This is a genomic window from Providencia hangzhouensis (assembly GCF_029193595.2).
GTDB classification, from domain to species: Bacteria; Pseudomonadota; Gammaproteobacteria; order Enterobacterales; family Enterobacteriaceae; genus Providencia; species Providencia hangzhouensis.
The window spans coordinates 1,597,582-1,621,795 of sequence record NZ_CP135052.1 but is presented as its reverse complement, the minus strand read 5'-3'; the positions used below and the strand labels follow the sequence as shown (position 1 = coordinate 1,621,795).

Genomic DNA, 24,214 nt, shown 5'->3' with positions numbered 1-24,214 from the left:
TTAAGTCCTTTTATTTAATATCCTGCGCTTTAACATCAGCGCCAAATCCAATCCCTTGTAACTGCCTTGCGAGTGCCTTTTTAAAATCGCTATCGCTCATGCCGAGGAAAACACGTGAAGGTACTTCAATAGTCCAAAATGTTTTGGCTGTTTTTTTACTTAACGTTCGAATTATTCCACCTGCTTTTATAAAAGACATATTTGTTGTGATATCTTTAACCGATGGTTTTTTAATTCGTTTTCCTTTGGTTTCCTGATAACCAAGCTCCCGTAATTTTTTAGCTTGTTTGATAGTTGCTCTTCTATCTTTATCCGTCGGTTTTGATTTATTTTCTTGCTCTGAGTCTCTTTTTCTTCGGCTCACGCTCATTCCATTTTGCTGTGCATAACCAACTACACCAGCAGGAACAGGTTTTTTACCATTACGATAATGACCACCTTGTAAATAAATTCTAACGGCTTCTTTTTCTGGCATTTCCCTGATATGTAATAACTTAGGCATATTACGAAGCATTTTTTTCTTATACTTACTCTGCCTTTTTTCCCAAGCTTCGCCATCAGGCGACTGTTGGTTTTTAACATTTCGTTTTGCTGATGCAATTACGCCATGTTTCGCCATGCGCCATAAAAAACGTTGTTTTTTCTTTTCTGGTAATTCAAGGTTTTTTAAAGCTTTTTGCATTTCTGCAAACTGCTCTTTGCTCAATTGGCCTTTAATTATCATTTTTCACGTCACTATAAATTTCAGCGTGTTCTGCGTATCCAAATTCGGTATCTGCCAGTGACCAACGTTTACCATCAAAAGGAACAATCCCGTTTATGTCTTCTTTCATCACAACGGGCTCAGCGAGTGAAATTGACACAATGACAACGGCTGTTTCGTCATCAACTTCAACAATCATAGATGGCGGTTCTTGTTCGATATTGCTATTGCCTAACTCGTTATCTTGTTCACATGCCCACGCATCAATTAGCAAAGGGATATAATCAGGATGAATCAGTCGATAAGGAAAACGCCCCCATGAAATGACAGCTTCACTTTGTCGTATCATCATTTGATATTGGTCTAAGCCTAAATCCCGATGCGCGCGGATAAACTGTATTTCGTCCATTTCGCTTTTAAATTCAACATCGCAGACGCGTGGCGGTAAATTGGCTTTTAAAAAATCAGTTAGGCTTTTTAATTTATTCATATCATCGCCACCGTGACACGTTTTAAGCCTTTCATATTGCGGATCACAAATGCGGCTTCTGCGAGTAAATTATTCTTTGTTTCAGGGTTTTCTTGCTTCGGATTTGCCGCACGGCTGACAATTGATGTTATTTCGCCTATCAAATCCGCTTTAGCCCGTGCATAGAGCGCCTTTTTATATTGTGCACACAATGCGTTTTGCCCATTGGCTTTTGCTCCCGGAGCATCATTTGCAGTGTTATACCCTTTAGGCAACAATTGTTTTTTCAGTGATTCGAGCGATAAATTAATTTCAGCAACACTGGCTAATAACGCATCCGTTAATAACTCATGATTTAAATCCGGTGGTATTTGGCGCTGTCTTTGAAAGTCAGCTAAATTAATATCAGGCCAGAAACCATCATTCGTTATTTCAACTGATTGATAATTTAAATCGTTACCATTGAACATGATATTTTCCTTACCGCAACTTTAATTAGATATCGCGATACAACACACATTACAGCTAGGCTTACAGCTGTAATAATGAACCCTGATAAAAACAATAATACAATTGCTAATACATTATTTATTAAATAGAAAATGGTTCTCGTTTTTGAATTATCTGTATTAAGCATTAAAACATATTCTTTAATTCTTTCTTTATCTTCTGCGTCACCAAATGTAAAAGCAAATAGAGCTAAAAATAACGAACCGGAAATAATGTAATAAAAAGCAATACATACCCATGCGAGTGAAAACCCAACATTTGCTAATATTTCAATATCAAATGTATTACCCACAATTAAACTCATTGAAAATACCAGCGCACCAAATACGCCTATCATCCATGTTTTCATTTTTTATCCTTAAAAATCGGGCAGACTGGCTTCCAAGACTGAAAGCAATAAATTGCATCATCTCCACCACGCCCGATTGGCTTGCGGTAGTCGTTTTTATTCGGCTGTTAATGCTCGAATGCGCATAGCGATCCGTTTTAAATGCGTATCAACACCCACTTTCGGATTAAGCTGTCGTGCTTTTTCCATATAGGATGCGGCTTGCTCCAATGTATCAACACAATCAATGGCGCTGGCTTTCGCATCCTGATTGATATTGCTTCTTAGCAAATTCAATGCAGCAAATTTGTAGTATTTAGCCCTGATTTTTTCGTGAACTCGCCACTTTTCAGTGACATTTTTAAAGGTTCTTGAAAAATAAGGCTCAATACTGTTTCCCGCTTCATTTTCCAATGTTGCCCACGCTAAGATAGTGTCAGCAACAAAGGCCGGAAAATTACTGCGGAAATTGTCTGGGGTGAGCTGTCCTTGCTCAATGGCAATATCTGCCCAATCCAATCCCTTGTCGAAATCCCCAACATCAAATAGCCAAACGGTGCAGTAAGCAAAAATTGGGTTTCGGTAGACCTCCCCCTCGGACAAATAGCGTTCAGCGGTGGGAAGATAAGCGGGGAGTAACTCCCGCTTTTTCATTTCCACGCGGTCAGCTGTTGTCGGTTGCTCACGCAGTCTTTTGACATCCTGCTCAATCGCTCTCGCCTGTAAGTGCATACTGGCACCATCTGCGATAGTGACGGCCTGTTGCTGTTCTAACTTTTGGCGTAGTTCAACGCTAGCCCGATGACGTTGAGCAGGTGATAGCATGGTTTATTCACCGACCTTTTCAGCAGGTTCAGTAATTTCACCAATTGTGACCGCGCTTTCATCATAAGCGGCATATAACTCTGGATATTCCAGCGCATATCCTTCATTACGCAGATATTTGTTTTCATACTGCTTACGGTCTTCTACAAACTCCGCTTTACGCTGACGCGTATTGCGTTGGGTGTAGATATGCAGGTTTGACAGATATGTCACAACCATGCGTTTGCCCGGCATAAATGGCGGGATAATCGCAGGGCGACCCGCAATTGTGGTTCCCAACATTTGAGCTGCGATTTTTTCTGTTGGTTTGTCAGCCGCTTGATAAAGTCGGTATTGTTCAGCCGCGACTAAATCAGGCCCAACTAATACAACTAAGCGTGGGTCACTGCGGTATTGCACCGGAATACAGGTATTAATCAGGTCGGATGCCATTGCATCTAATGACCGATAATCCCCTTTATCATCTAATTTGACTGGGTCAGTAATTACCTGTTTACCACCGTCCCAATCTTTTGCGATTTGATGCCAACCAATATTGACGTCTTCTCCGTTCGGATAGGCTTCAAAATCTGTTGATTTTGCTACATGCGTACCATTCCAACCGATTCGGATCATATCTAATGCAAACGTTTCATTAGTAAAGGCTTGCATGCGTTGGAAAAACTCATTTTCAGACCCCGAGTTCGCCCATACAGATAAAAGCGCCCAATCAAGTGCTGCACCGGAATCAGTTTCAACCAGTTTATATTCATTACCATCGTTCGCAGTTTGACGAATAAAACGCCCACCTTGCTTACGACCTGTAAAAATACCGGGGTTTCCTACTGATACGACTTGCCCTTGGAGTTGGTCTACATCAGCACATGTAATCATGTTTAAGAATGCAGATTGCTCCATCAACGCATTGCGCAATGATGTTTCTTTTGGATCAGTTATGGCAAAGTATTTTGACGTATCGTCAACCCCATAACTTTTACGCAGACCAGCTTCATATTCTTTTAGAAACTGCCTTGCACGAGTATTTAATTGCATGGATTCCTTTCCTTTTTATCCTTACAGAAAATTAAAACGAGCGTTTTTATCCCCGTTAGGATTTGGATTTGGTTTTTTAGTCACAACCTTATCTAGTTTGCTGAAATTTTTAACTAAATCCGGCAAACTATCACGCAACTGTTTAAATTCATTTGTATCGACGACTTCTTTTACTACTTCGATATCTTCTTGAACTTCAGTCACTTCCTGCGACGTTTCATTTAACTTCGCTTCCAGCTCTACAATTTTATCTTCTGCAGCTGCCAGCGCTTCGGCTAACTCTTGAAGGTCGGGGTTAGGTGTTGGCTCCGGTGTTGGTTCCGGTGTTGGTGCAGGGTCTGCGATATTATATTTTTTGCGCCAGTTTTTTTTGTCTGACATGGTTCCATCCTTAGATTTGTTGCGGCTAAAGTGTAGCCGAGTTGTTCCTACGCTTGCCGGGCTATTAGTAACAGCCAGACCTTCTAAATAGTGTTTTCCCGTACCGCGAAAATTTCCATCTGGCGTTAATTCAATCGAGGTAAATAGCCACTTATCTTCTGTATTTGCTAATAGCAAACTGACAAATGGGCGGATAATCGCTAAAAGTTGCAAGTTTCCGTTATTATCTTCATCAAGCATGACTTCAAGGACTTCACCCACTGGATCAACTTCGTGGTTATGCTCAGGCCAAATCAACGCTGCCCATAGCGTGTAATCATAAAGTTCAGCGGCTTCAATTAAATGTTGGCGTTCGATAATACGACCATCAACAGTGTCACCCTCAGTCGCGATACATAACCATGTTGTTCTCAATTGCGACATTTACATGTTGCTCCCATCCTTGGGTTTATTGCTTCCATTTCGTTAGGTGCTCAGTATTGCCCACATTTTTTTCACTGGCGACAAGTTCGATTCGGTTATAAATGCTTTGCCGAAAGCCGCTTAATGCCAGCGTTTAAAGGTCGGGGCACAATGCATCTACTATGGCTAAATACACGGATGCAAAAATACAGGTCGCAAAATCGTTATATTTGCGACGCTATACTCCAGCGGAAATCGCGGAGGAATTGAGCCTGCCTAATCGTCGGATTGTTTACTATTGGGCAGAAAAATGGAATTGGGCAGATATGCTCAGTCATGAGAGTGTGATTGAAGCAATTAACCGTCGCATTGTTTTATTGAGCGAGCGAACTAAAAAAACGGAGCTTGAATTAGATGAGTTAGACCGCTTGATTGCTAGCCACGTTAAATTAATGGCGCAAGCGAATAAACACGCTGAAAAAATGGCAGCGTTAAAATCGCAATCAGCGGATATGCAAGGCGGTGCTGATTATGCAATGAATGAAGATGGCGAACCGAAGAAAAAGAAACGCTATCGTAAAAATGACATTTCTAGCCTGACGCCAGAAGATTTCCAACGCTTTGCTGATGAAATGCTGTTTGGTTATCAAAAGCATTTGCGCATTAATATCACGCAGGCAGTGCGCAATATATTAAAAAGCCGTCAAATCGGGGCAACGTGGTACTTCTCCTTTGAAGCCTTTGAGAATGCCTGCTTGACGGGTGACCCACAGATATTTTTATCTGCGTCAAAACCCCAAGCGGAAGTATTCCGGTCATATATTGTGAATATTGCGGAGCAATTCTTTGGTGTATCGCTAAAGGGTAATCCCATCCGTTTAAGCAATGGCGCAGAGCTGCGCTTCTTATCCACCAATAAAAACACGGCTCAATCTTATAGTGGTCATTTATATTGTGACGAATATTTTTGGGTTCCTGATTTTAAACGCTTAAATGATGTTGCATCAGCAATGGCAACACATGACCGCTGGCGTATCACCTATTTTTCCACGCCTAGCTCTAAAACACATCCAGCTTATCCATTTTGGATGGGGGATGAATGGCGCGGCAATGACCCTAAACGTAAGAACGTCGAGTTTCCAAGTGAGAAAGAAATGCGTGACGGGGGGCGTGAGTGCCCCGATGGGCAATGGCGCTATATCATTACCCTTGAAGATGCGATAAAAGGCGGCTTTAACTTAGCGTCTATCGATAAATTACGACAACGATATAACCCTGACACATTCAACATGTTGTATATGTGCGTATTTATTGATAGTGGTAAGTCTGTCTTTAAATATGACACCTTAATGAAATGCGGTGTTGATGTGAATTTATGGGAAGACCATAAACCCGACGACCCGCGCCCATTTGGCAATCGCGAAGTGTGGGGCGGGTATGACCCTGCACGCTCTGGCGACACGTCAACATTTGTTATCGTTGCACCACCCATGATGGCACCCGAAGTATTTCGGGTATTGGCAACATTTTATTGGCAAGGGTTTAGCTGGCGACATCAAGCAAAATTGATTGAAGACTTAACCAAGAAATATCGTTTCACACATATTGGCATTGATACCACAGGGATAGGTCAATCCGTATATGAAATGGTGCAAGATTTTGCGCCACGTATCACACAGCCCATTCTTTATAGTCTGCAAATGAAAACGCAACTTGTGATGAAAATGATAGATATTGTCGACGAAGAACGCATTGAATGGGATATGGATCAGAAAGAAATCCCCGCGTCATTTTTATGCATCCGTCACACAACTACAGGTAAAGGTGGCGCAATGACATTCGTCGCAGATAGAACACAAGAAACAGGCCACGCGGATGTTTTCTGGGCAACGTCTCACGCAGTAATTAAAGAGCCGCTTAACACGGATAAAAAGCGCAAATCTAAATATATATTACCAAAGGCTGCATAATGAAAAAGAAACGGAATTCTCGTAAACAAATGACACAGACTACGACTGCGCCAAAAAAAGCATTTAGCATCGTTCTTGGCAAACCAGAGCCGATTTTAACGACTCATACTGATTATCAAAATATTTGGTATGACAATGATTTTGACCATTGGACACCCCCAATAGACCGTGAAGCACTTGCGCAGTTAGTGAATTTAAATGGCCAACATGGGGGCGTTCTTTATGCTCGTCATAATATGGTTACCAGTGACTATATAGGCGGTGGCCTAACCCATGAGCAACTAAAAGCGGCCGTTTTTAATTATTTTTTGTTTGGTGATGTGGCCATTTTAAAAGTGCGTAACGGTTGGGGCGAAACCATCGGACTGGAGGTTTTGCCCTCACTTTACTTGCGCAGGCGTAAAGACGGTGATTTTGTCATTTTACAAGAAGGTGAACATCTAGTTTATACCCCTGATGAAATCATTTATATCAAGATGTATGACCCACAACAGCAAGTCTACGGTTTACCGGACTATATTGGCGGTATCCATGCAGCTTTACTAAACAGTGAAGCCACTATATTTCGTCGTCGTTATTACCATAACGGGGCACACACGGGCGGGATGATTTACTGTAATGACCCGAATATGACCGACGAAGTAGAAGAACAAATTATCCAAAAACTCAGCCAAAGCAAAGGGATTGGTAATTTTGAAACTATGTTTGTGAGTGTGCCGAATGGTGACCCTGACGGCATCAAATTTATTCCCGTTGGGGATATCTCTGCAAACGATGAGTTTAGCAATGTGAAAAGTATTAGTGCGCAAGATATCTTGAATGCTCACCGCTTCCCCGCAGGCCTTGCTGGCATCATTCCCGGCTTAGGCTCTGGCGGCTTAGGTGACCCCTTAAAAGCAAGAGAAGCCTATCGGCAAGATGAAGTTATCCCCGTACAAAATTTATTTATGAATGCGGTCAATAGTGAAATCGGTAGAAATGAGTCTTTGAAATTGAATTTTCGTCAAAATATCATTAAGGAAAATGAATAATGTCTAAAAATAAGGTAAAATTAAGACGTTATCAACAACCGGAGGTCTGGAACGTGCGAGTATTAAAAATATTCTGCCCCATTTGCGGCCAACGCGCGACAATTCGCAAATCGAATCGTAAACATCGTGAAATTTCAGACCTTTATTGCGCCTGTAATGATGTTGAATGCGGTCACACCTATGTTTTAAATCTAACGTTTAGTCACACAATCAGCCCTAGTGCCCACTCAGATGATTTGATTCAATCCATGATTGAGAAATTTAACCCTGAACAGCGCCAACTGGCGCTAGGGTTATTAACCTCAAAGGGTGCATGATTGCTGATTTACATCAGGGCTGCTATTTAGCAGCCTAATTTTTTGATTGCTCTTTTTTGCTATTTCTTCCCTTGCACCGTCTGCAAGTTCAGTAATCAGTGTGAGTACAACTTGACGCTCATAATGGTTGCAACCCTCTAAACTCCCTAGCTTTGCAATAACACTAATGCGCTCAAACGCTACCGATTCCTGTAATAAATCGCTCATATTCAAATTCCCATTTGTATACTGGATATTTGTACAGTATACATAAATAAAGTCATTGGGAAACCCTGTAAATCAGAAATAATTAAAATTTCTTTTGAATTACAGGGTTATGTGATTCATTTATAAACTATCCGCTTTGTGACATGTCACGGCAATATTATCCAACTTCAAATCATGCCAGCCGTTTGTATTCCAACAATCAGCCGCACCCGATAAGCAACACTGACTAACAGGCAATTGCTCACCACATCTTTTACAGGTTGATTTTGATAACTCGTGAATTTTGTCACTTAGTCGAGCAGTATCTTGGCGAATTAATAGTTGAATGTACTCATTCATTTCGTAAGGCTCCCGCCCTGGTCGACGAATAGCACAATTATTTTTCAACATTTCCAATTCTTGACTATCGACAATCAGCTCAAATTTCGTTTCGCCACTGTCTTTTTGTCGTTTACGCTGTTCCGCTTTGCGCTCTGCTGCTGTTTTTGCCATTAGTTCTACTCCCTTAGTTATCGTTAAAACAACAAAAAATCATTTCTTGAGCTATTTCATTAGTGAATATCAATTCCCAATCGTTTAACTTTTTAGTATTAATTTTAAACAGACTACCTAATTCATATTCTGAGTTTTGAACCAAATCATAATGATAATCACGGCCTAATAATGAATCACACAATATTGAATTACCGCGATTAGAAGAAACATCACATTTTGACCTATAGGAGTAGAGAGTAACTCGCCATTTATCATGCGCTGAAAATGCCCCAGCTAGCGATACAACATCGCGTAAATTCTCAATCCATGACCACTCTGATACATAAACATCACCAGATACCCCGCCTAAAGGTATATCGTTAAAATACTCATGATTTAACACATAAATATGTGCACCATTACTTAAATTAAAAATATAATTTCTGGCGGCTTTAAATTCTTTTATTCCTGCATGTTTTAATAAATATTCTACTGGAATATTACCCATAAATATTTTATCTCTGCCTGTTAAGCAGGCATCCTGTAAAGCTTCAAATAAAAAGTAATAATCTGCTCCAACCTGACGAGCTTTTTTTAATGACCTATTTTTCAAAAATCTATTTTGATACCAACGCTTTTGCCACGGCAAAAAATTCAATTGTTCTTTTTGTAAACTGAATAGCAATTCATTTGTAATATCAATTTTATAGTTAAATATTTTTAGCATCATATTAATTTCCTATGAGTGATTGAATTCTAGACATGGCTTGTTCACACCGAGCCAGTGATTTTTTGACTTTATCTGACTTAAATACGATTTTTTGAATATGGCCATTCGCGTGAAACTTCACGCTTTGACCGTTTTCTGTATAAATTGCCCCTCTTGCTATTGAATGGATCATGAAAGGGTCTTTTTCGGGGTCTAAAGTGATGCCAATTTCTTTGGCTTTTCTGACAATATCGGGAATAACCGTTTCTTTGTCTTTAATCGTCCTCCGTGCCTGCGTACAGTTATTGACAGAACTCCAAGGGGCGCTAATCGCGCCATCAAAACCAGCCTCCGCTGTCGCTTCGGCTAACTTCGGCACAATCTGCCAATTCTTAATGCGTGTGATAATTGGGGAGTCGTTACCCACTAAAGTACAGTAAACCCCTTTGATACAATCAACAGGCTCACCGTAGGCGTTGGTCTTTTCTTCGCGCTCATACCAAAGACGGGCGATAAGGTCGGCACGACGTACAAATGCACCACCTTGCAATTTGGTGTATTCGCTCCAGTTGCTGGTATCGGCTGCTTTGTGGACTTCGGCAAATTCAACATCTAAACCTGTTGATGCTTCGGTATCATCACCCATACGGCGCAACTCACGCCACACCGACACAGGCGCACCGCCTATTTGTTGAAACTGGCGAATTTTCCAATGTGAAGCCCAAGCGGAAACCGCCCGCGCCATGTCCTTGCACTTCTGGCCTGATTCCTTATCGACTTCATCGTCCATCGCGTAACCGTCGATATTTTTTGAAATGTATTTAGCGATATAGCCAGTTGCACTGCCTTTTCTTTCGTCTATAGGCTCAACGTGAAAACGGGCTCTTAATGCTTTAGGTGTAGTAAGTTCGTCTTTATCTTCTAAACGTGCATAGTGACTAAAAATAGAACGCAATTGTTTTTTATGTTCAGGCATAACAAACAGCAACATATGCCAGTGCGGTGTACCATCATGGTGTGGCTCAGTAACACGAAAACCAAAAACACGGATACCCGCACGGCTATAAGCCGCACGTATTTTCGCCCACGTTTTACATAGATATTTTTGGGTTGCTCTTGGATCACATCCGTTCCAATTATCAACAAAACCACCTGCTTGATAGGCTGAATGGTATTTTGATGGAGCTGTCATTGTATAAAATTCACCATCACAGCCCATTTCATTTGCGAGGTCTTCAAACCCGCGCATGCGTGCCATTAACTCACAACGACGAACAGCAGGGTTTGCCACGCTACCTAAAACCATTTTTGTAAGTTCGGTTCGGTTGCCGTCTTCGTCTTCTAATTCAAAGTCTTTAAGAAATTGCCAGTTTGAACGCTTTTGCTCTACCCAGCGATGCAAGGTTGTTTTTGAAACATAAGGGGATGCGGATTTTTGAACTTGACCAATCGCGATAGCAAGGTGCTCACGCTTCAGGTCACATAAACGTTTTAAACGACGATACCACCAAGCAACATCAAACATGCGAAGCAATGCCGCGCAAAGTTTATCTTCACTTGGCCTAATCCTACCCTTGTTAAATTGCTGCCAATATGGCGGCTGTGTGCCCGACTGCAATGTTAATTTAGCAAGGAAAGCGTAAGTTTTATCAAGACGCTGACGGGCTTCACATTCATCTTTTGGGTCGCTGTTGGCGTATTGCTTTGTTGCAGCTTCATAGTTATCACTCATAAAACTGGCAATTTCATTTGCTAAAGTTTTGATAACCGTTCTATCTAACTGCGCAATATTTTCGAGTTGTTCAATAAAAGGGAATGGTCTATCACCTGAAACACGATGCTTAAACTCATACTGTTTCATGACCCGTTCGAATCGTGGCAATACATTTTTAGCGGTTTTGCGCAAAAATTCATTGGCACGACGACGACCCTTTTGATTAAAAAGGCGTGCGTATTTAGTGGCAAAGTAAATTGATAGAAAATCTGGGACATGAGAAATGATTTCATGACGCCACTCAGCATCATCTTTATTGGCATCCCACATAATGCGTTCAGCCAGAGTCGCTGATTTCGGCAACTCTGGCTTATTTTCTTCTTGTTGGCGACGTATTGAAATATATACGTCGCTATTGTGTTCTTGCGCTTCAAACATAATTCAGTTCTTGCGCCTGATTTTCGATGTGATTAGCTTCACTTTCCAATAACTGTGCTATCTGTCCATAGTCGAGCTTGTCGCGAATAACTTGCAATGAAAGGCGACGTAAACGAGAAGCAAAAATAATTGAGCGTGCATTTTTTTCATCTTCACGGTTAGCTTGAATAACAGCAATCATTGTGACATCTTCACCGTTACCCATATCAACTACAGGTGTGAATGTTGGTTCTGGTATATTCATTTATTTAATTCCTAAATTTAGAGTGTAAAAATCCCTGACGCGCTAACGTCATTAAATAGATTCCTTGTTTATATTAATTCGCTGCCATATTGCTGATACATATTTAGCTTGATGAATAGCATCAGCCAAAGCATTATGTTGAACACCATCAAAAGGCATATTTACTTTAGGGTCGAAATCAAAGCTACGTCCAATATCTACAATTGTTCTAACATCTCTATCGTTATAGAACATCCATGGTGCTGTAAGGTCATACCTTTCATATGCTGAACGTAAAATAACGTTATCAAAGCTAGACCCATTACCCCACACTTTTAATAAGCGAGGATTTGATTCTTCATTTATAAATTTAGATAGCCCCGACAATGCATTTAAAATATGCACATCACCCGTTATAATTTCTGAGCGAGCCTCACTTGATTGCTTCAACCACCATTTAATAGTCTCAGCATCAACGGTTGTATCTTTATGTCGCATCACCGATGATAAATCTATGACATCATAAAATCTTGAGCCTAATTCTCCAGTTTCAGGATTAAACAACACAGCACCTATAGCAACTATTGCCGCTGTTGGTTTCGTTCCCATCGTTTCTAGGTCTAACATTAAATGTTCAAACATATATTTAATTCCTAAATTTAGAGTGTAAGATTCCCTGACGCGCTAACGTCATTTATTTAATTGGGTATTATTTAATTAATTATTGATGGAAATCGCTTTGGTAAATTAGCGGTATTACTTTTTATATCAATCATAGCTTTAACAATTGCTTTAATTTCTTTCTTGGTTAATTCTTCATATTTACAACCATGTCTACTTGGCTCTATTTTTGCCCACCAATAAATCATAGATAGAAATCTTTTACTACTCTCAGCATCATCGCTAAATCTATCATTGGCGCTGTTAATATAACCTTTTAATTCTTTATCAGTTTCCCCAAATATTTTGTTTCTCAATTCATTAATATGATTCAAACCATTTGAACGGTCTTTTATTGTCATTGGATTGAATCTATTTTCTGATAACGCTGGATTCTGTTGCATAGCAATCACCTATATTCTAGAAATTAGATAAACAACGGCAAGCAAAAGAACTGGAACAATATATTTTAATGAACCATCTTTTTTGTTTACGCTGATTTCTTCTAAACGTTTAAATGAGTCGCCAGTGACTTTATATTTGTACTGCTGTTTATGTGCTTGAGTCATTTGTTAACCCTCAAAATGGAACTTCATCATCATAATCATCATGGTATATTTTTGCGTTAAACTCGCAATTTAACTCTGTCCTTATGTCTAGTAACACCTCATACACCGCATCAATGCCTAAATTATGATTTTCCATATATAAGAAAAGACAACTAAGCACATCAGACTTCAATTCAGACTTATACTTGCTCCTATTGCGAATGTTATCTGTATTTACTTTTATTCCTTTTTTATTCAAATCACGATTTCTATTTGTTATTTCTGCTAATTTTTCTAATGCACTTTTTTCATTACACATAATCACACCATTGCTTGACTGAATCCCACAACGGTATCAATCGCTGACACAAATGCGGGGGATGAATGTAAACGGGCTGAAATTGTCACACCAACTAATGCTAAACAACGGATCGCATTATTTACGCTCTGTTTAATTTCAGCGGAACGGGCATTATTAATATGACCACCTAAAACCGCTTGGCTTGCTAACTTTCCGACCTCTGCCGTTGCATTTAGAATATGCGCAGGGAAATTTCCTTCACTTGCATTATTCAAAGGTACAGACGGCTGGCATTGAAGCTGCTCTAATAAACCATCAATTAAAGTTGCGTCTTCTGTTGCATCGGTAACTTTAACTAAATCGCCCCATGTAAATTGGTGCGGCTGTTCTGGGTTTAACTTGTTACGCAACATTTGCGCATTCATGCCGATTGCTTCCGCTATCTGAACAAGGTCACCTTTGTGAGCAATCGCAAAAGCACGACATGCATTATCAAAGTGTGATTGTTTGGAAGCTTGATAATCAAACATAGCCTTTACTCTTTTTGTAATTCACTATTTACACATCAACATTCACGAAACGTGAACTTTTTTATTCAAACCATTCTTTATGGTAAGCGACCAAATCAACGTATACACGTTCATTAGCTTTCTTCTTTGGTTTGATTTTTAATTTACCTTGAGATTTCCAATAACGGGCAGTACTAAGCGATATTCCATACTTTTCACAAAATTCTGATATTGGAATCCAGCGCTTTTTCATGGTTGTTTCAGTTGAACATTGTTCGTTCATAAGGCAAAATCTCCAGTTGGTTAACAACAGCTAACAATAATTGCTAACTACCTAACAATGGCTAACAATAGCTTGTAGTGAATAATAGATTCACTTAAAGCTAAAATCAAGAGGTATTTACCTTGAATCTAGAAATAGACTTCACTAAAAGTGGTGGCGAGGTACTAGATCGTTGTATTGAGGCTTATGGATTTGGCTCCAAAGTAGCTTTAGCAGAACATTTAGGTATCGCTAGTAGTAGCTTATCGATGCGTTACAAAAGAGATTTATTCCCCGCCGATATAGTTGTACGTTGCGTTTTGGAAACAGGCGCTAATCTTGAGTGGTTAACATTTGGCACTGGAACACCATTCACGCATGAAAAAGTTGATGTTCTAAAAATTACTAACTTTAAGTTAATCAATGGTGAACTTATTCAGTCAAGCAACGTTATGTTTGATAAAGCTATGTTCAAAAACACCGCCCCGCTTCCTGCTGAACCTAAATCCATTCAGGAAGATAATAATTACTACATCATTGATAAACATTTCAGTGATATTTTTGACGGTAAATGGCTAGTTGATATTGAGGGTAAAATAAGTATTAGAGAACTTACTCGCATACCTATAAAAAAAGTTCGCGTGTCTGGCGTTGGTATACCGTTTGATTGTGATTTAGATGACTTATCTATATTAGGTCGAGTTGTTACTATTATTGAAAATCAATAAATAATATGACTGTTAGAAAAATTGACTCTGGCGAATGGCTATGTGATATAAGGCCTAACGGTGTTAACGGTAAACGCATACGAAAAAAATTTGCCACAAAGGGTGAAGCTCTTTATTACGAGAAATATATCCTAGGTGAAATGGAGGATAAGCCGTGGCTTGGTGAAAAACAGGATAACAGGCGGCTTTCTGATTTAATCAATCAATGGCATGACTTATACGGTAGAACCTTAACCGATGTAGACCGCATGATGTCAAAGCTAAAAGCTATTTGTGCAGGGCTAGGCGATCCAATCGCATCACAACTAACCGCATCTGATTTTAGTTTATATCGTGAGGGTCGCTTAAAAGGTGAAATACCTGATGTTAATGGGCGCTGCATGGAAATAAAGCCTGTCACGGTTAATCATGAACAACGCAATTTATCAGCAGTCTTTGGTACTTTAAAAAAGTTAGGTCATTGGTCTTTACCTAACCCTCTTGCTGGTCTACCTACTTTTAAGGTAGATGAAAGCATGGTGACATTTCTATATAAAGATGAAATCAAAATTCTACTTGATGCGCTTTCAGAATCTAAAAGTGATAGCGTTTTAATGATAGCAAAAATCTGTCTTTCCACTGGCGCAAGATGGAGCGAAGCGGAAAATTTGGAAAGTAGCCAAGTAACCCCCTATCGTATTACTTATAAAAACACAAAAAGTAAAAAAGTAAGAACTGTTCCTATTTCAAAAGAACTATATAACGAGATACCCAAAAAACGAGGCAAGCTGTTTACCCCTTGTCGTAAAACATTTGAAAGAACGGTAAATAAAGTAGGAATTGAATTACCCGAAGGGCAATGCACCCACGTTTTGCGACATACATTTGCAAGCCACTTTATGATGAACGGGGGAAATATTTTAGTGCTAAGAGACATTCTAGGCCATTCAGATATAAAAATGACAATGATATATGCTCACTTTGCACCTAGTCATTTGGAAGATGCCGTCACCAAAAATCCATTATGTTCACTGGATGAATAAACATTGCTTTTTACACAGCTAACAATTTATTATGTCCACATAGTGTCCATCTAACTCAATAACTATTGTTATTCGTTGATATCTATTGATAGCCGTTATCAGCCATTGTTAGCTAATTTATTGATTAATATAGTAACCTATTGATTTCACTATACCCCATTAGAGAATGTAGAAATTTCGGACGCGGGTTCAACTCCCGCCAGCTCCACCAAATTATCTTCTAAGGACGTCCAAAGAAGACTGAAAAGCCCGCTAACTCAATGAGTTGCGGGCTTTTTTATGTCCTACGCAGTCTGATGTCACCTAATTAAATCCAATCATCTTAGGCACCTTGATAGGCACCTCGTTAACCTTTATAGTTTTTGAGGTGCCTAAAAACAATGGAACATCAAAAATGGCAAGACAAACCAAACCCTTATCCGTAAAAGAGATCGATGCAGCAAAGCCAAAACAGAGCGATTATGTCCTCTATGATGGCGATGGATTAGAACTATTGATTAAATCCAATGGCAGCAAGTTGTGGTCATTTCGCTACATTCGCCCTCTCACTAAAAAGCGAGCTAAAAAGAGCCTTGGTTCTTACCCTGCCGTCAGCCTTGCTGATGCACGTAGTTACCGCCTTGAAGCAAGAATACTACTCGCTAAACAGATAGACCCTCAAGAGCACCATAAAGAGCAAGTCCGTAACACCTTAGAGGCTAAGGCAAATACCTTTCAACTTGTTGCTGAACGTTGGTGGGAAGTGAAGAAGTCCACTGTAACCGAAGATTACGGTAATGATATCTGGCGCTCACTTGAACGAGATGTTTTTCCCGCCATAGGCGATATCAGCGTTACCGACATCAAAGCACATATATTGGTCCAAGCAATACAACCAGTTCAAGCCAGAGGTGCATTAGAAACCGTTCGCCGCCTTTGTCAGCGTATTAACGAAGTCATGATCTACGCTCAAAATACTGGGTTAATTGATGCAGTTCCAAGTATCAATATTGGCAAAGCTTTTGAAAAACCCAAGAAAAAGAATATGCCAAGTATTCCCCCTGATCAGCTACCAAAGCTCATGCAGACAATGCGTACAGCTAGTATTAGCCTATCTACTCGATGCTTGTTTATGTGGCAGCTACTCACCATCTCGCGCCCTGCCGAAGCCGCTGAAGCTCGCTGGGACGAAATCAACTTTGAAACCAAGGAATGGAAGATCCCCGCTGCTAGAATGAAAATGAACCGTGAGCACACTGTTCCATTATCTGACGCTGCTTTAGCTATTTTAGAGCTAATGAAACCATTAAGTGGTAATCGTGAGTTTATCTTTCCTAGCCGAATCAAGCCTACTCAACCGATGAACAGCCAAACCGTCAATGCTGCATTAAAACGTGCTGGATTCGGTGGTGTACTTGTTTCACACGGTCTTCGCTCAATTGCCAGTACCGCACTCAATGAGCAAGGCTTTCCACCCGATGTGATTGAAGCCGCCCTAGCCCACGTTGATAAAAATGAGGTTCGTCGCGCATACAACCGTAGTGACTACCTAGAGCAAAGACGCCCTATGATGCAATGGTGGGCTGATTTTATTGAAGAGGCTGACAGGGGAAGTATTATAGAAGGCGGGATAAGGGGAATATCGCTAGTTGGGTAACTTATAGTACCCGCTCAAATTTGAGCGGGTACTATAATAACGCGGAGCTATGTACCATCGAGATGTCAGCTCTGTACCAGAAGCGGAAGTTGCGATTGTACTTTGATCCAACAGTGAGCACTCGATAGAAGTCTGAAGTGGCATAGTTAATTTGGCCACCTGAGTAGAGGTGATATTCTTACCTCAATAACATCACAGGTGAGCACATGGTTAAGCAATATTCAGCAGAGTTTAAACTCGAAGCCGCTAAAATGGTCGTTGACCATCATTACTCCGTGGCGAAAGCCGCACAGGCAATGGGCGTTAGCCTTGCCGCACTTAATCGTTGGGTTAAAAAGCTACGATTAGAGCGGCAAGGTAAAATACCAACAGGACTCCCGCTTACGCCTGAGCAGATTGAACTTCGTGAAATGAAAAAAAAGATACAACGCCTTGAAATGGAGAACGAAATCCTAAAAAAGGCTACGGCGCTCTTAATGTCGGACTCATTGAAGGATTCACGATAATCGACAAACTCAGAGCGCATTATCCCGTCACAACACTTTGCCAACTTTTTGAACGTCATCGTAGTCGCTATCGTCATTGGTATCATCGGATGAAAAATACCGTACCAGACGGAGAACGAGCGATTAAACGAAGCTTAGTTAAAGACGCTTGGAATTTAAGCGGGGGCTCTGCTGGCGCAAGGACTATTGCCACGATAGTGACGACTCAATACGGTGTGAATATGAGCCGTTATATTGCCGGTAAGTTAATGAAAGAACTTGGGATTACGAGTTGTCAGCAGGTGCAACATCGGTATAAACACGGAAACAAAGAACATGTTGACATCCCCAATTTACTCGACCGCCAATTTGCTGTTACGGCCCCCAACCAAGTGTGGTGTGGCGATGTGACGTATATTTGGACAGGAAAGCGATGGGCTTATCTCGCTGTCGTGTTAGACCTTTTTGCTCGGAAACCGGTTGGTTGGGCACTCTCTACGTCCCCCGACACCGAATTGACATTAAAAGCCTTGCAAATGGCTTGGGAAATGCGAGGTCAGCCAAAAGGGCTGATGTTTCATAGTGACCAAGGGAGTCATTATACCAGCCTTGAATACCGTCAACGATTATGGTGTTATCAAATCACCCAAAGCCTGAGTCGACGGGGAAACTGTTGGAACAATAGCCCAATGGAGCGATTTTTTAGAAGTTTAAAACAGGAATGGATGCCATCAATGGGTTATGAAAGCCAGAAAGAAGCAGAGCGTAGAATTATCGGTTATATCACAGAGTATTACAGCGGCATCAGACCCCACTGGTATAACGGGGGATTGACGCCCAATGAATCAGAGCGGCTGTTCTACAAACAGTCTAATAGTGTGGCCAATATTAGTTGACCACTTCAGTCTATGCCACCTAGTTTCCCCAGGAGCCTGCATATATCGCGTTTTGCATGATTATCGGTTAACCTAATGTCATCTACCTGTTCGAGAGAAGTTGGGCCATGCAGGGGCTATAGCTGTAATTTTTGTATCTGAAGAATATGAACCAAAATATATACTTATTAAGATGAAAATTTAACTTCAACGGAAAAACATGAATATATGCAAATGTTTTAAATGTGATACCTGTGAAACGTTAATTGATTGCAGAATTGGGATGTCTAACAGGGACATTCAGCCTTTTCAGTTTGCCTGCCCAGAGTGTGAAGAACGCATCACTTTTACAATCGGCTCTGAGAAAGACGATCTCACGGGCGCATCAGATATAATTGATTTTGAAGCACCATTCACAGGTGAGAATCATTTCGTTGAGTTACACCTTGATTTCCCTGTTTATTTTTGTAAGTACACGCAGGGAATGACGACTTTTTTTCGTGCAATGAGTGAAATTGGTAGAAATGAATTTGGTCATTTAGCTCAACGCCTTGATATGTTGAATCGGCTCTATCCATTGCAAAGGGAGTTAGAGAGAGTTATTACTCAATACAAAAAAGGTAATATAAATAACTTTGAAAAAGTGTGTGCGAAGTTACCTATGGAAAAGCTGAGAAGTCATAAAAAAGAAGACGTTTTAGCATCCTTGTACACAGCAACATCGATTATGTCATCGCCTTTTACAATCCATGAGCAAAACGAAGAATTGTCCAAAGGTTTTACTCTTTTATATCAACATCTTCACGGGAAGCATAAAAAGAACGTCATCAGCTTTGTTGAGGAAATTATTAATAATAAATTTCTAAAAAACCTACATTTTGATTGTCTTGGCTTATACCCACGCCTTATTGAACTTGAATTACCATTACGACCAGCCCTCTTTTATGATTACATTGAGGTAGAGAAATACCGACCAGTTCCCGCTCGCGTATCAACGGCTTACTTTTACACATGCAATAATTACTACAAAGACTTGGCAGAGGTTTTCGCCCGTCAGTTAACGCTTCTTGCAGGCCTGAATAATTTACTAAAACGAGGTGATCACAATGAATTTGAAGCGACATTAAAGTTGAACAAGAAGAACGAATTTCGTAAAGAATTATCCTCTCTGAATAAATTTGCTGATGTGGATTTAGGCCAGAAAATTCAGTATATCGACGATTGCTTTTATACAATTAATATAACAGCCATCGATAATAGGCTCAGGAACGGTATTGCACACTATAAATACGAATATAAAGAATCAACGCAAGTCATTACCTATTACCCTGCTAAAGAAGGTATGGAACGTACTAAGTCGGAAGATATTACTTTTATGGAGTTTCTGCGCAAAACTCTGCTGCTATTCCGTGAAGTTCACAGCCTGAATCATCTCATCAAGGCTACACTCTACTACATTGTCCTGATCCTGAAAAAAGACGTGTAGCAATTTGGTATAACTCCGGTAGCGGATAATTTCCCTAATCAGGTTTTGCGCCTGCGGAGTTTTCTTGTTGCTTTTGACAGAGTTCTATTCTGCAGGTTTATAAAACAATTGCCATTCCGGATAACAAGCCGATGTCCGATGTTCTCTCTTTCGGGATAACAGCCATAATTAAATCTCTACATCATAGGAGATTTAATTATGTCTAAGTCACCGTGGAATAAAAATCGTATCATTGAGCAAAAACGACCGCTTAAAATATCTCATATCTGGGGATAACCGTATTAGACTGGAATTAGAAGGGAAAATTCGCGACTTAGCTTTGTTTAATTTAGCCTTGGATAGTAAACTTCGAGGCTGTGATCTCGTTAAATTGAAGGTATCAGATGTTGCATATGGCAGTTCAGTCTCCAGCAGAGCAACAGTGTTACAACAAAAGACTGGTAGTCCTGTCCAATTTGAGCTGACTAAAGGAACTAGATATTCAGTTGCTGCATGGATAAGAATAGCTCACTTGCATAGTGCAGACTATATTTTCCAATCCCGAGTAGGTTCTGCTCAACATATCTCTACCAGACAATACAACCGTATTTTTCATGGTTGGATTGAAAAGCTAGGCCTTGATAATTCGTTGTACAGCACGCATTCTATGCGCAGAACTAAGCCATACCTGATCTACCAGAAAACAAAGAATCTTCGTGTAATTCAGTTATTACTAGGACATAAAAAACTGGAAAGCACGGTTCGTTACCTTGGCATTGAAGTCGATGATGCATTGGAGATTTCTGAGTCAATTGAAGTATAAATCTATCAAGGCTGTTTATCAGCCCTGTGCCAGGAGCAGACCTTCCAACAAGGTATAATTAGTTGATTAGTTTAGAGAGACAACAAAAGGAAAGTCATTTCATATGAACATGGTCTAATAACCAATCATATTAACTGGAATATAAAAGGTGGTTATGATAGAGATACATATCTAATTTTGGAAGTGGATAGAGCCGGACATATCACCAATAAATATAATTTTTTCGATAGTACTAGAACCACGCCCCCATTTGGTCGTGAATTTCATGCGGGAAAAATATAAAAATTGTGGAACTGATTCTCCGCTACAATAATAACCAGCTTCAAATGTAAGCATTAAGCTTCTAGGGAGTACAGTGTATCTATTAGATAAATCAAAATTAATGCTAGGCGATATCATTCTAACTCGCTCGAATGAAAAAAATAGCTCGCTTATTTGTAAGATTACTAATTCAAACTTCTCACATGCGATTTTATGTGTTGGTGAATCGAGCTATATTCATTCTGACTTTCATGGGGTCCATTCAGGAAATATACAACGATTACTAATAGATGATCCTAAATACGTAAAAGTTGTGCGAGTTGACGATCCTATTGCAATAGAAAAAGCAATAAGTTATGCGCGATCACAAATTGGAACTACTTATTCTAAGGTTAGCGCTGTAAATGCATTCACTAAAATTTTTACAAAGATGGATGCTAAAAGGCAATTTTGTTCCCGCTTAGTGGCAACAGCGTTTGAGTTGGGAGGCGTAAAACTTGTTGAAAACAGTTACGCATGTTTGCCGCAAGAAATTGCTGACTCAATGTTTGTACATGAAGTTAAAGATTGTATATATCAAGCCGAATCAGCAGAAATTGAGTTTGCTAAGAGTTATGACCCGATAAAAAAGCAAGTTGAAATAACAAATAATATACTAAAATCTGTTAGAAAATTATTAGGCGACAAAATCCAATCACTTCCAGATATTACTTCGGCCTTAATTGCCGACCCGAAATATGATACTGAGATTACTGATATTTTTGATTCCTCTGGCTACTTAACCATGTGGGAATATGAGCAAGAACAAAATCCATGGCGATATAATATTAACTTATTTAAGGCGTTGCCGTTATCTGAAAGTGAAAGACATGCACTAGCTATGAAAGAGCTTGCAATTGCCAATAAGCAACTTGATTTATACAAAAACAACTTTGAACAATACTTTTATATTAAAGAACAATATGGTTTAAAATATGCGAGGCAACAATTTTTCTTATACAAAAAACTAGTCGAAAACTCTCTTGATCATAAGTTCACAGCTGAAAATATTCTCGGGGAATAAGCCTAAAAACTGTTAGAGAGATACGTAGTCGGGGGTATTTTAACTATGGGTTGATTTTTATGTGTAAGATAGTTTGCAGTGGCTTGGCTAAAGCAGTGCTCAAGTTTCTAATAGAGCTTTAATGTCCGATCCTCGCTCAAAGCTGTTCTTTGGCCTGACCTACGATAGCTTAGTGCCAGGAGCGGACCTTACTAAGTTCACACAACATCGATTATTGAAGATTAGGTCAGAAATATATACGTTATTTTGCTAATTTGTTACGTTAGAACACCGCACTGCACAAAGTAAAAAATAAGGAATAATATGACTCGGAGTGAAATAAACGTCTGGGATGTGAGACGAGGCACCAATAGTCCTCGAGTTGAGGAGATTCGATCTGAAGCTCAGCGCGACCTTTCTCGATTGATTCACTCGTCTCCTTTCAGACGATTGCAATCCAAGACACAGGTTCTTGGTCTGGGTGAAAGTGATTTCTACCGCACACGACTGACTCATTCTATGGAAGTCGCCCAAATCGGTTCAGGTCTTCTTGCTAAGCTGAAAATAAAATATAAAGGTAAAGAGGAAGAGCAATTTTTACCAGATAACGATCTGATGCAAGCAGTATGTCTCGCACATGATATTGGACATCCTCCATTTGGTCACGGCGGTGAGGTAGCTCTTAACTACTGTATGCTGGATTACGGTGGTTTTGAAGGAAACGGCCAGACGCTTCGCATTCTCTCGAAACTAGATAAGTATACCTTAGAACACGGACTCGATCCTACACGCAGACTTCTGCTAGGCATACTGAAATATCCGGTTAAATACTCGGATCTAGTGGTTAAAAAAGACAGTATCCCGGCCACTATCGGATCGCCGAACTGGCTCTTTAAGTCATCTGATTTTAAACCTCCAAAATGCTATCTAGATTCAGAATGCGATATTGTAGAATTTGCTCTCTCACCATTTACTGAACAGGATCGGAGGCTTTTTACTTCCGTTGAAGATGGTCAAACCAAATCCGATCATAAAAAAGCTTCTTATAAAGCTCTCGATACAACCATCATGGATCTTGCCGATGAAATTTCGTATTCGCTGCACGATTTGGAGGATGCTATTTCTCTCGGAATGGTGACACGAGCAATGTGGATGGAGCATTTCAGTGGACATGAAACCCTATTTACTGACTGCCATGGAAAAACATTTGCCGAAACATGCGAATCTGTCGCGGATAGCCTTTTTGGTAAAAGTTACAAGAGAAAAGAGTGCATCGGGATGCTAGTTCACCTGATGATTACAAGTGTTGAGCTGAATACAAAGAATGCAGCATTCGAATGTGGCATGCTCAAATATAATGCGGTCCTTCCGGATGCGGTCGAAGCACTAAGGTTGAAAATTTTCAAACTGGTCAAAAACAAAGTAATTAAGCATGAAAATGTACAGCAGCTTGAATTCAAGGGACAAAAGTTGATTGTTGAGCTTTTCGGTGTACTGGCTAACGATCCGTGTCGGTTTCTACCTGCCTCAACGAGGGAAATTTACGAGCAGCAGATTAGCTTAGGCGAGAAGGCTGGTATGCGAGTCATTTGCGACTATGTTTCAGGGATGACTGATGACTATGCAACAAAGCTTTATGAGAAAATCCTTATTCCACGTAAAGGGTCTATTTTTGACCATCTCTGACGCGGCAAGAATGATGCTCTGAGTTCAATTGACCTATAAACATTAACCAAGGCATCTACCAGGGGGATATCAAATCCCCCCATTCTGAATTTGTTCGTGCGGAATCGGTGAACGTTCTCATCTGAGCGTTAAGCGCCAGTAATCGTTGATCTACACTGTTCAATAATACACCTTAATA

The 24,214-nt window shown here is 40.1% G+C and carries 28 protein-coding genes and 1 pseudogene; 11 read left to right on the top strand and 18 right to left on the bottom strand.

Features of this window, described 5'->3' with window-relative positions; genetic code table 11:
* Positions 1-10: 10 nt before the first annotated feature.
* The 7 genes from PZ638_RS07075 to PZ638_RS07045 form a co-directional block, all read right to left on the bottom strand.
* Positions 11-724 (bottom strand): hypothetical protein, encoded by a 714-nt coding sequence (locus PZ638_RS07075; RefSeq protein ID WP_275612099.1) that lies wholly within the window; start codon positions 722-724, stop codon positions 11-13.
* Complete coding sequence (locus PZ638_RS07070; RefSeq protein ID WP_164455410.1) at positions 714-1,193, bottom strand: phage tail protein; 480 nt, start codon at positions 1,191-1,193, stop codon at positions 714-716. Before PZ638_RS07070 ends, PZ638_RS07075 begins: the two co-directional genes overlap by 11 nt.
* The gene (locus PZ638_RS07065; RefSeq protein WP_240105464.1) at positions 1,190-1,642 is read right to left on the bottom strand and encodes a head completion/stabilization protein; all 453 of its coding nucleotides are present in this window, start codon (positions 1,640-1,642) and stop codon (positions 1,190-1,192) included. The genes PZ638_RS07070 and PZ638_RS07065 overlap by 4 nt, the downstream gene beginning before the upstream one ends.
* Positions 1,621-2,031: a hypothetical protein gene (locus PZ638_RS07060; protein ID WP_195697475.1), complete on the bottom strand. Its 411-nt coding sequence runs from the start codon at positions 2,029-2,031 to the stop codon at positions 1,621-1,623. Before PZ638_RS07060 ends, PZ638_RS07065 begins: the two co-directional genes overlap by 22 nt.
* A gap of 96 nt (positions 2,032-2,127) precedes the next feature.
* A complete protein-coding gene (gene gpM / locus PZ638_RS07055) occupies positions 2,128-2,835 on the bottom strand; it encodes a phage terminase small subunit (protein WP_164529143.1) in 708 nt (235 codons plus the stop codon).
* Between the two features lie 3 nt (positions 2,836-2,838).
* Positions 2,839-3,867, bottom strand: coding sequence for a phage major capsid protein, P2 family (locus PZ638_RS07050; protein ID WP_048608874.1), 1,029 nt, complete (start codon positions 3,865-3,867; stop codon positions 2,839-2,841).
* Between the two features lie 21 nt (positions 3,868-3,888).
* Entirely contained in the window at positions 3,889-4,671 is a 783-nt protein-coding gene (locus PZ638_RS07045) for a GPO family capsid scaffolding protein (protein ID WP_164455387.1), read from the bottom strand.
* A 161-nt stretch (positions 4,672-4,832) separates the two neighbouring features.
* Between PZ638_RS07045 and PZ638_RS07040 the strand changes: the two genes are divergently transcribed.
* From PZ638_RS07040 to PZ638_RS07030, 3 genes are read left to right on the top strand one after another with little or no spacing between them, the layout of a single operon-like run.
* Positions 4,833-6,620, top strand: a complete 1,788-nt coding sequence (locus tag PZ638_RS07040; protein ID WP_275612098.1) for a terminase large subunit domain-containing protein — start codon at positions 4,833-4,835, stop codon at positions 6,618-6,620.
* Entirely contained in the window at positions 6,620-7,651 is a 1,032-nt protein-coding gene (locus PZ638_RS07035; RefSeq protein WP_164455384.1) for a phage portal protein, read from the top strand. Before PZ638_RS07040 ends, PZ638_RS07035 begins: the two co-directional genes overlap by 1 nt.
* The gene (locus tag PZ638_RS07030; RefSeq protein WP_275612097.1) at positions 7,651-7,968 is read left to right on the top strand and encodes an Ogr/Delta-like zinc finger protein; all 318 of its coding nucleotides are present in this window, start codon (positions 7,651-7,653) and stop codon (positions 7,966-7,968) included. Before PZ638_RS07035 ends, PZ638_RS07030 begins: the two co-directional genes overlap by 1 nt.
* Here PZ638_RS07030 and PZ638_RS07025 read toward each other — a convergent pair.
* From PZ638_RS07025 to PZ638_RS06975, 11 genes are all read right to left on the bottom strand, one after another.
* Positions 7,954-8,175, bottom strand: a complete 222-nt coding sequence (locus PZ638_RS07025; RefSeq protein WP_096864691.1) for a hypothetical protein — start codon at positions 8,173-8,175, stop codon at positions 7,954-7,956. The two genes, PZ638_RS07030 and PZ638_RS07025, sit on opposite strands and share 15 nt — an antisense overlap.
* A 120-nt stretch (positions 8,176-8,295) precedes the next feature.
* Positions 8,296-8,667: a hypothetical protein gene (locus tag PZ638_RS07020; RefSeq protein ID WP_240105456.1), complete on the bottom strand. Its 372-nt coding sequence runs from the start codon at positions 8,665-8,667 to the stop codon at positions 8,296-8,298.
* 13 nt (positions 8,668-8,680) lie between these two features.
* Positions 8,681-9,379 carry a terminase large subunit domain-containing protein gene (locus PZ638_RS07015; protein WP_240105454.1) on the bottom strand — a complete coding sequence of 233 codons (699 nt, stop codon included), beginning with the start codon at positions 9,377-9,379 and terminating at the stop codon, positions 8,681-8,683.
* Between the two features lies 1 nt (position 9,380).
* On the bottom strand, positions 9,381-11,510 hold the full coding sequence (locus tag PZ638_RS07010; protein ID WP_275612096.1) for a replication endonuclease: 2,130 nt from the start codon (positions 11,508-11,510) through the stop codon (positions 9,381-9,383).
* Positions 11,503-11,754, bottom strand: coding sequence for a DUF2732 family protein (locus tag PZ638_RS07005; RefSeq protein ID WP_229597468.1), 252 nt, complete (start codon positions 11,752-11,754; stop codon positions 11,503-11,505). The genes PZ638_RS07010 and PZ638_RS07005 overlap by 8 nt, the downstream gene beginning before the upstream one ends.
* Positions 11,755-11,805: 51 nt before the next feature.
* Positions 11,806-12,375, bottom strand: coding sequence for a 3'-5' exonuclease (locus tag PZ638_RS07000; protein ID WP_231068179.1), 570 nt, complete (start codon positions 12,373-12,375; stop codon positions 11,806-11,808).
* A 71-nt stretch (positions 12,376-12,446) separates the two neighbouring features.
* Positions 12,447-12,797 carry a DUF5347 family protein gene (locus PZ638_RS06995; protein WP_219108939.1) on the bottom strand — a complete coding sequence of 117 codons (351 nt, stop codon included), beginning with the start codon at positions 12,795-12,797 and terminating at the stop codon, positions 12,447-12,449.
* Between the two features lie 9 nt (positions 12,798-12,806).
* Positions 12,807-12,962 carry a hypothetical protein gene (locus tag PZ638_RS06990; RefSeq protein ID WP_231068180.1) on the bottom strand — a complete coding sequence of 52 codons (156 nt, stop codon included), beginning with the start codon at positions 12,960-12,962 and terminating at the stop codon, positions 12,807-12,809.
* A gap of 10 nt (positions 12,963-12,972) precedes the next feature.
* Positions 12,973-13,260, bottom strand: a complete 288-nt coding sequence (locus tag PZ638_RS06985) for a hypothetical protein (protein WP_164455374.1) — start codon at positions 13,258-13,260, stop codon at positions 12,973-12,975.
* Positions 13,261-13,262: 2 nt separating this feature from the next.
* A complete protein-coding gene (locus tag PZ638_RS06980) occupies positions 13,263-13,772 on the bottom strand; it encodes a phage regulatory CII family protein (protein ID WP_231068181.1) in 510 nt (169 codons plus the stop codon).
* A gap of 61 nt (positions 13,773-13,833) precedes the next feature.
* Entirely contained in the window at positions 13,834-14,034 is a 201-nt protein-coding gene (locus tag PZ638_RS06975) for a MerR family transcriptional regulator (RefSeq protein WP_036952399.1), read from the bottom strand.
* A 122-nt stretch (positions 14,035-14,156) separates the two neighbouring features.
* Between PZ638_RS06975 and PZ638_RS06970 the strand changes: the two genes are divergently transcribed.
* From PZ638_RS06970 to PZ638_RS06935, 8 genes and pseudogenes are all read left to right on the top strand, one after another.
* Positions 14,157-14,741 (top strand): phage repressor protein CI, encoded by a 585-nt coding sequence (locus PZ638_RS06970; RefSeq protein WP_164455372.1) that lies wholly within the window; start codon positions 14,157-14,159, stop codon positions 14,739-14,741.
* Positions 14,742-14,746: 5 nt separating this feature from the next.
* Positions 14,747-15,763: a site-specific integrase gene (locus PZ638_RS06965; protein ID WP_164455370.1), complete on the top strand. Its 1,017-nt coding sequence runs from the start codon at positions 14,747-14,749 to the stop codon at positions 15,761-15,763.
* 394 nt (positions 15,764-16,157) lie between these two features.
* Positions 16,158-17,399 carry an integrase gene (locus tag PZ638_RS06960; protein WP_180312557.1) on the top strand — a complete coding sequence of 414 codons (1,242 nt, stop codon included), beginning with the start codon at positions 16,158-16,160 and terminating at the stop codon, positions 17,397-17,399.
* A gap of 206 nt (positions 17,400-17,605) precedes the next feature.
* Positions 17,606-18,780 (top strand): IS3 family transposase gene (locus PZ638_RS06955; RefSeq protein ID WP_180312556.1). Its coding sequence is split into 2 segments (ribosomal slippage): positions 17,606-17,852 and positions 17,852-18,780, totalling 1,176 coding nucleotides; the frame shifts between segments, so codons are not numbered across the junction.
* A 262-nt stretch (positions 18,781-19,042) separates the two neighbouring features.
* The gene (locus PZ638_RS06950) at positions 19,043-20,245 is read left to right on the top strand and encodes a hypothetical protein (RefSeq protein WP_257468738.1); all 1,203 of its coding nucleotides are present in this window, start codon (positions 19,043-19,045) and stop codon (positions 20,243-20,245) included.
* Positions 20,246-20,443: 198 nt separating this feature from the next.
* Positions 20,444-21,047, top strand: a pseudogene (locus PZ638_RS06945) (tyrosine-type recombinase/integrase).
* A 355-nt stretch (positions 21,048-21,402) separates the two neighbouring features.
* A complete protein-coding gene (locus PZ638_RS06940) occupies positions 21,403-22,371 on the top strand; it encodes a YiiX/YebB-like N1pC/P60 family cysteine hydrolase (protein WP_218976484.1) in 969 nt (322 codons plus the stop codon).
* A 303-nt stretch (positions 22,372-22,674) separates the two neighbouring features.
* Entirely contained in the window at positions 22,675-24,036 is a 1,362-nt protein-coding gene (locus PZ638_RS06935) for an anti-phage deoxyguanosine triphosphatase (RefSeq protein ID WP_180312554.1), read from the top strand.
* Positions 24,037-24,214: the final 178 nt, after the last annotated feature.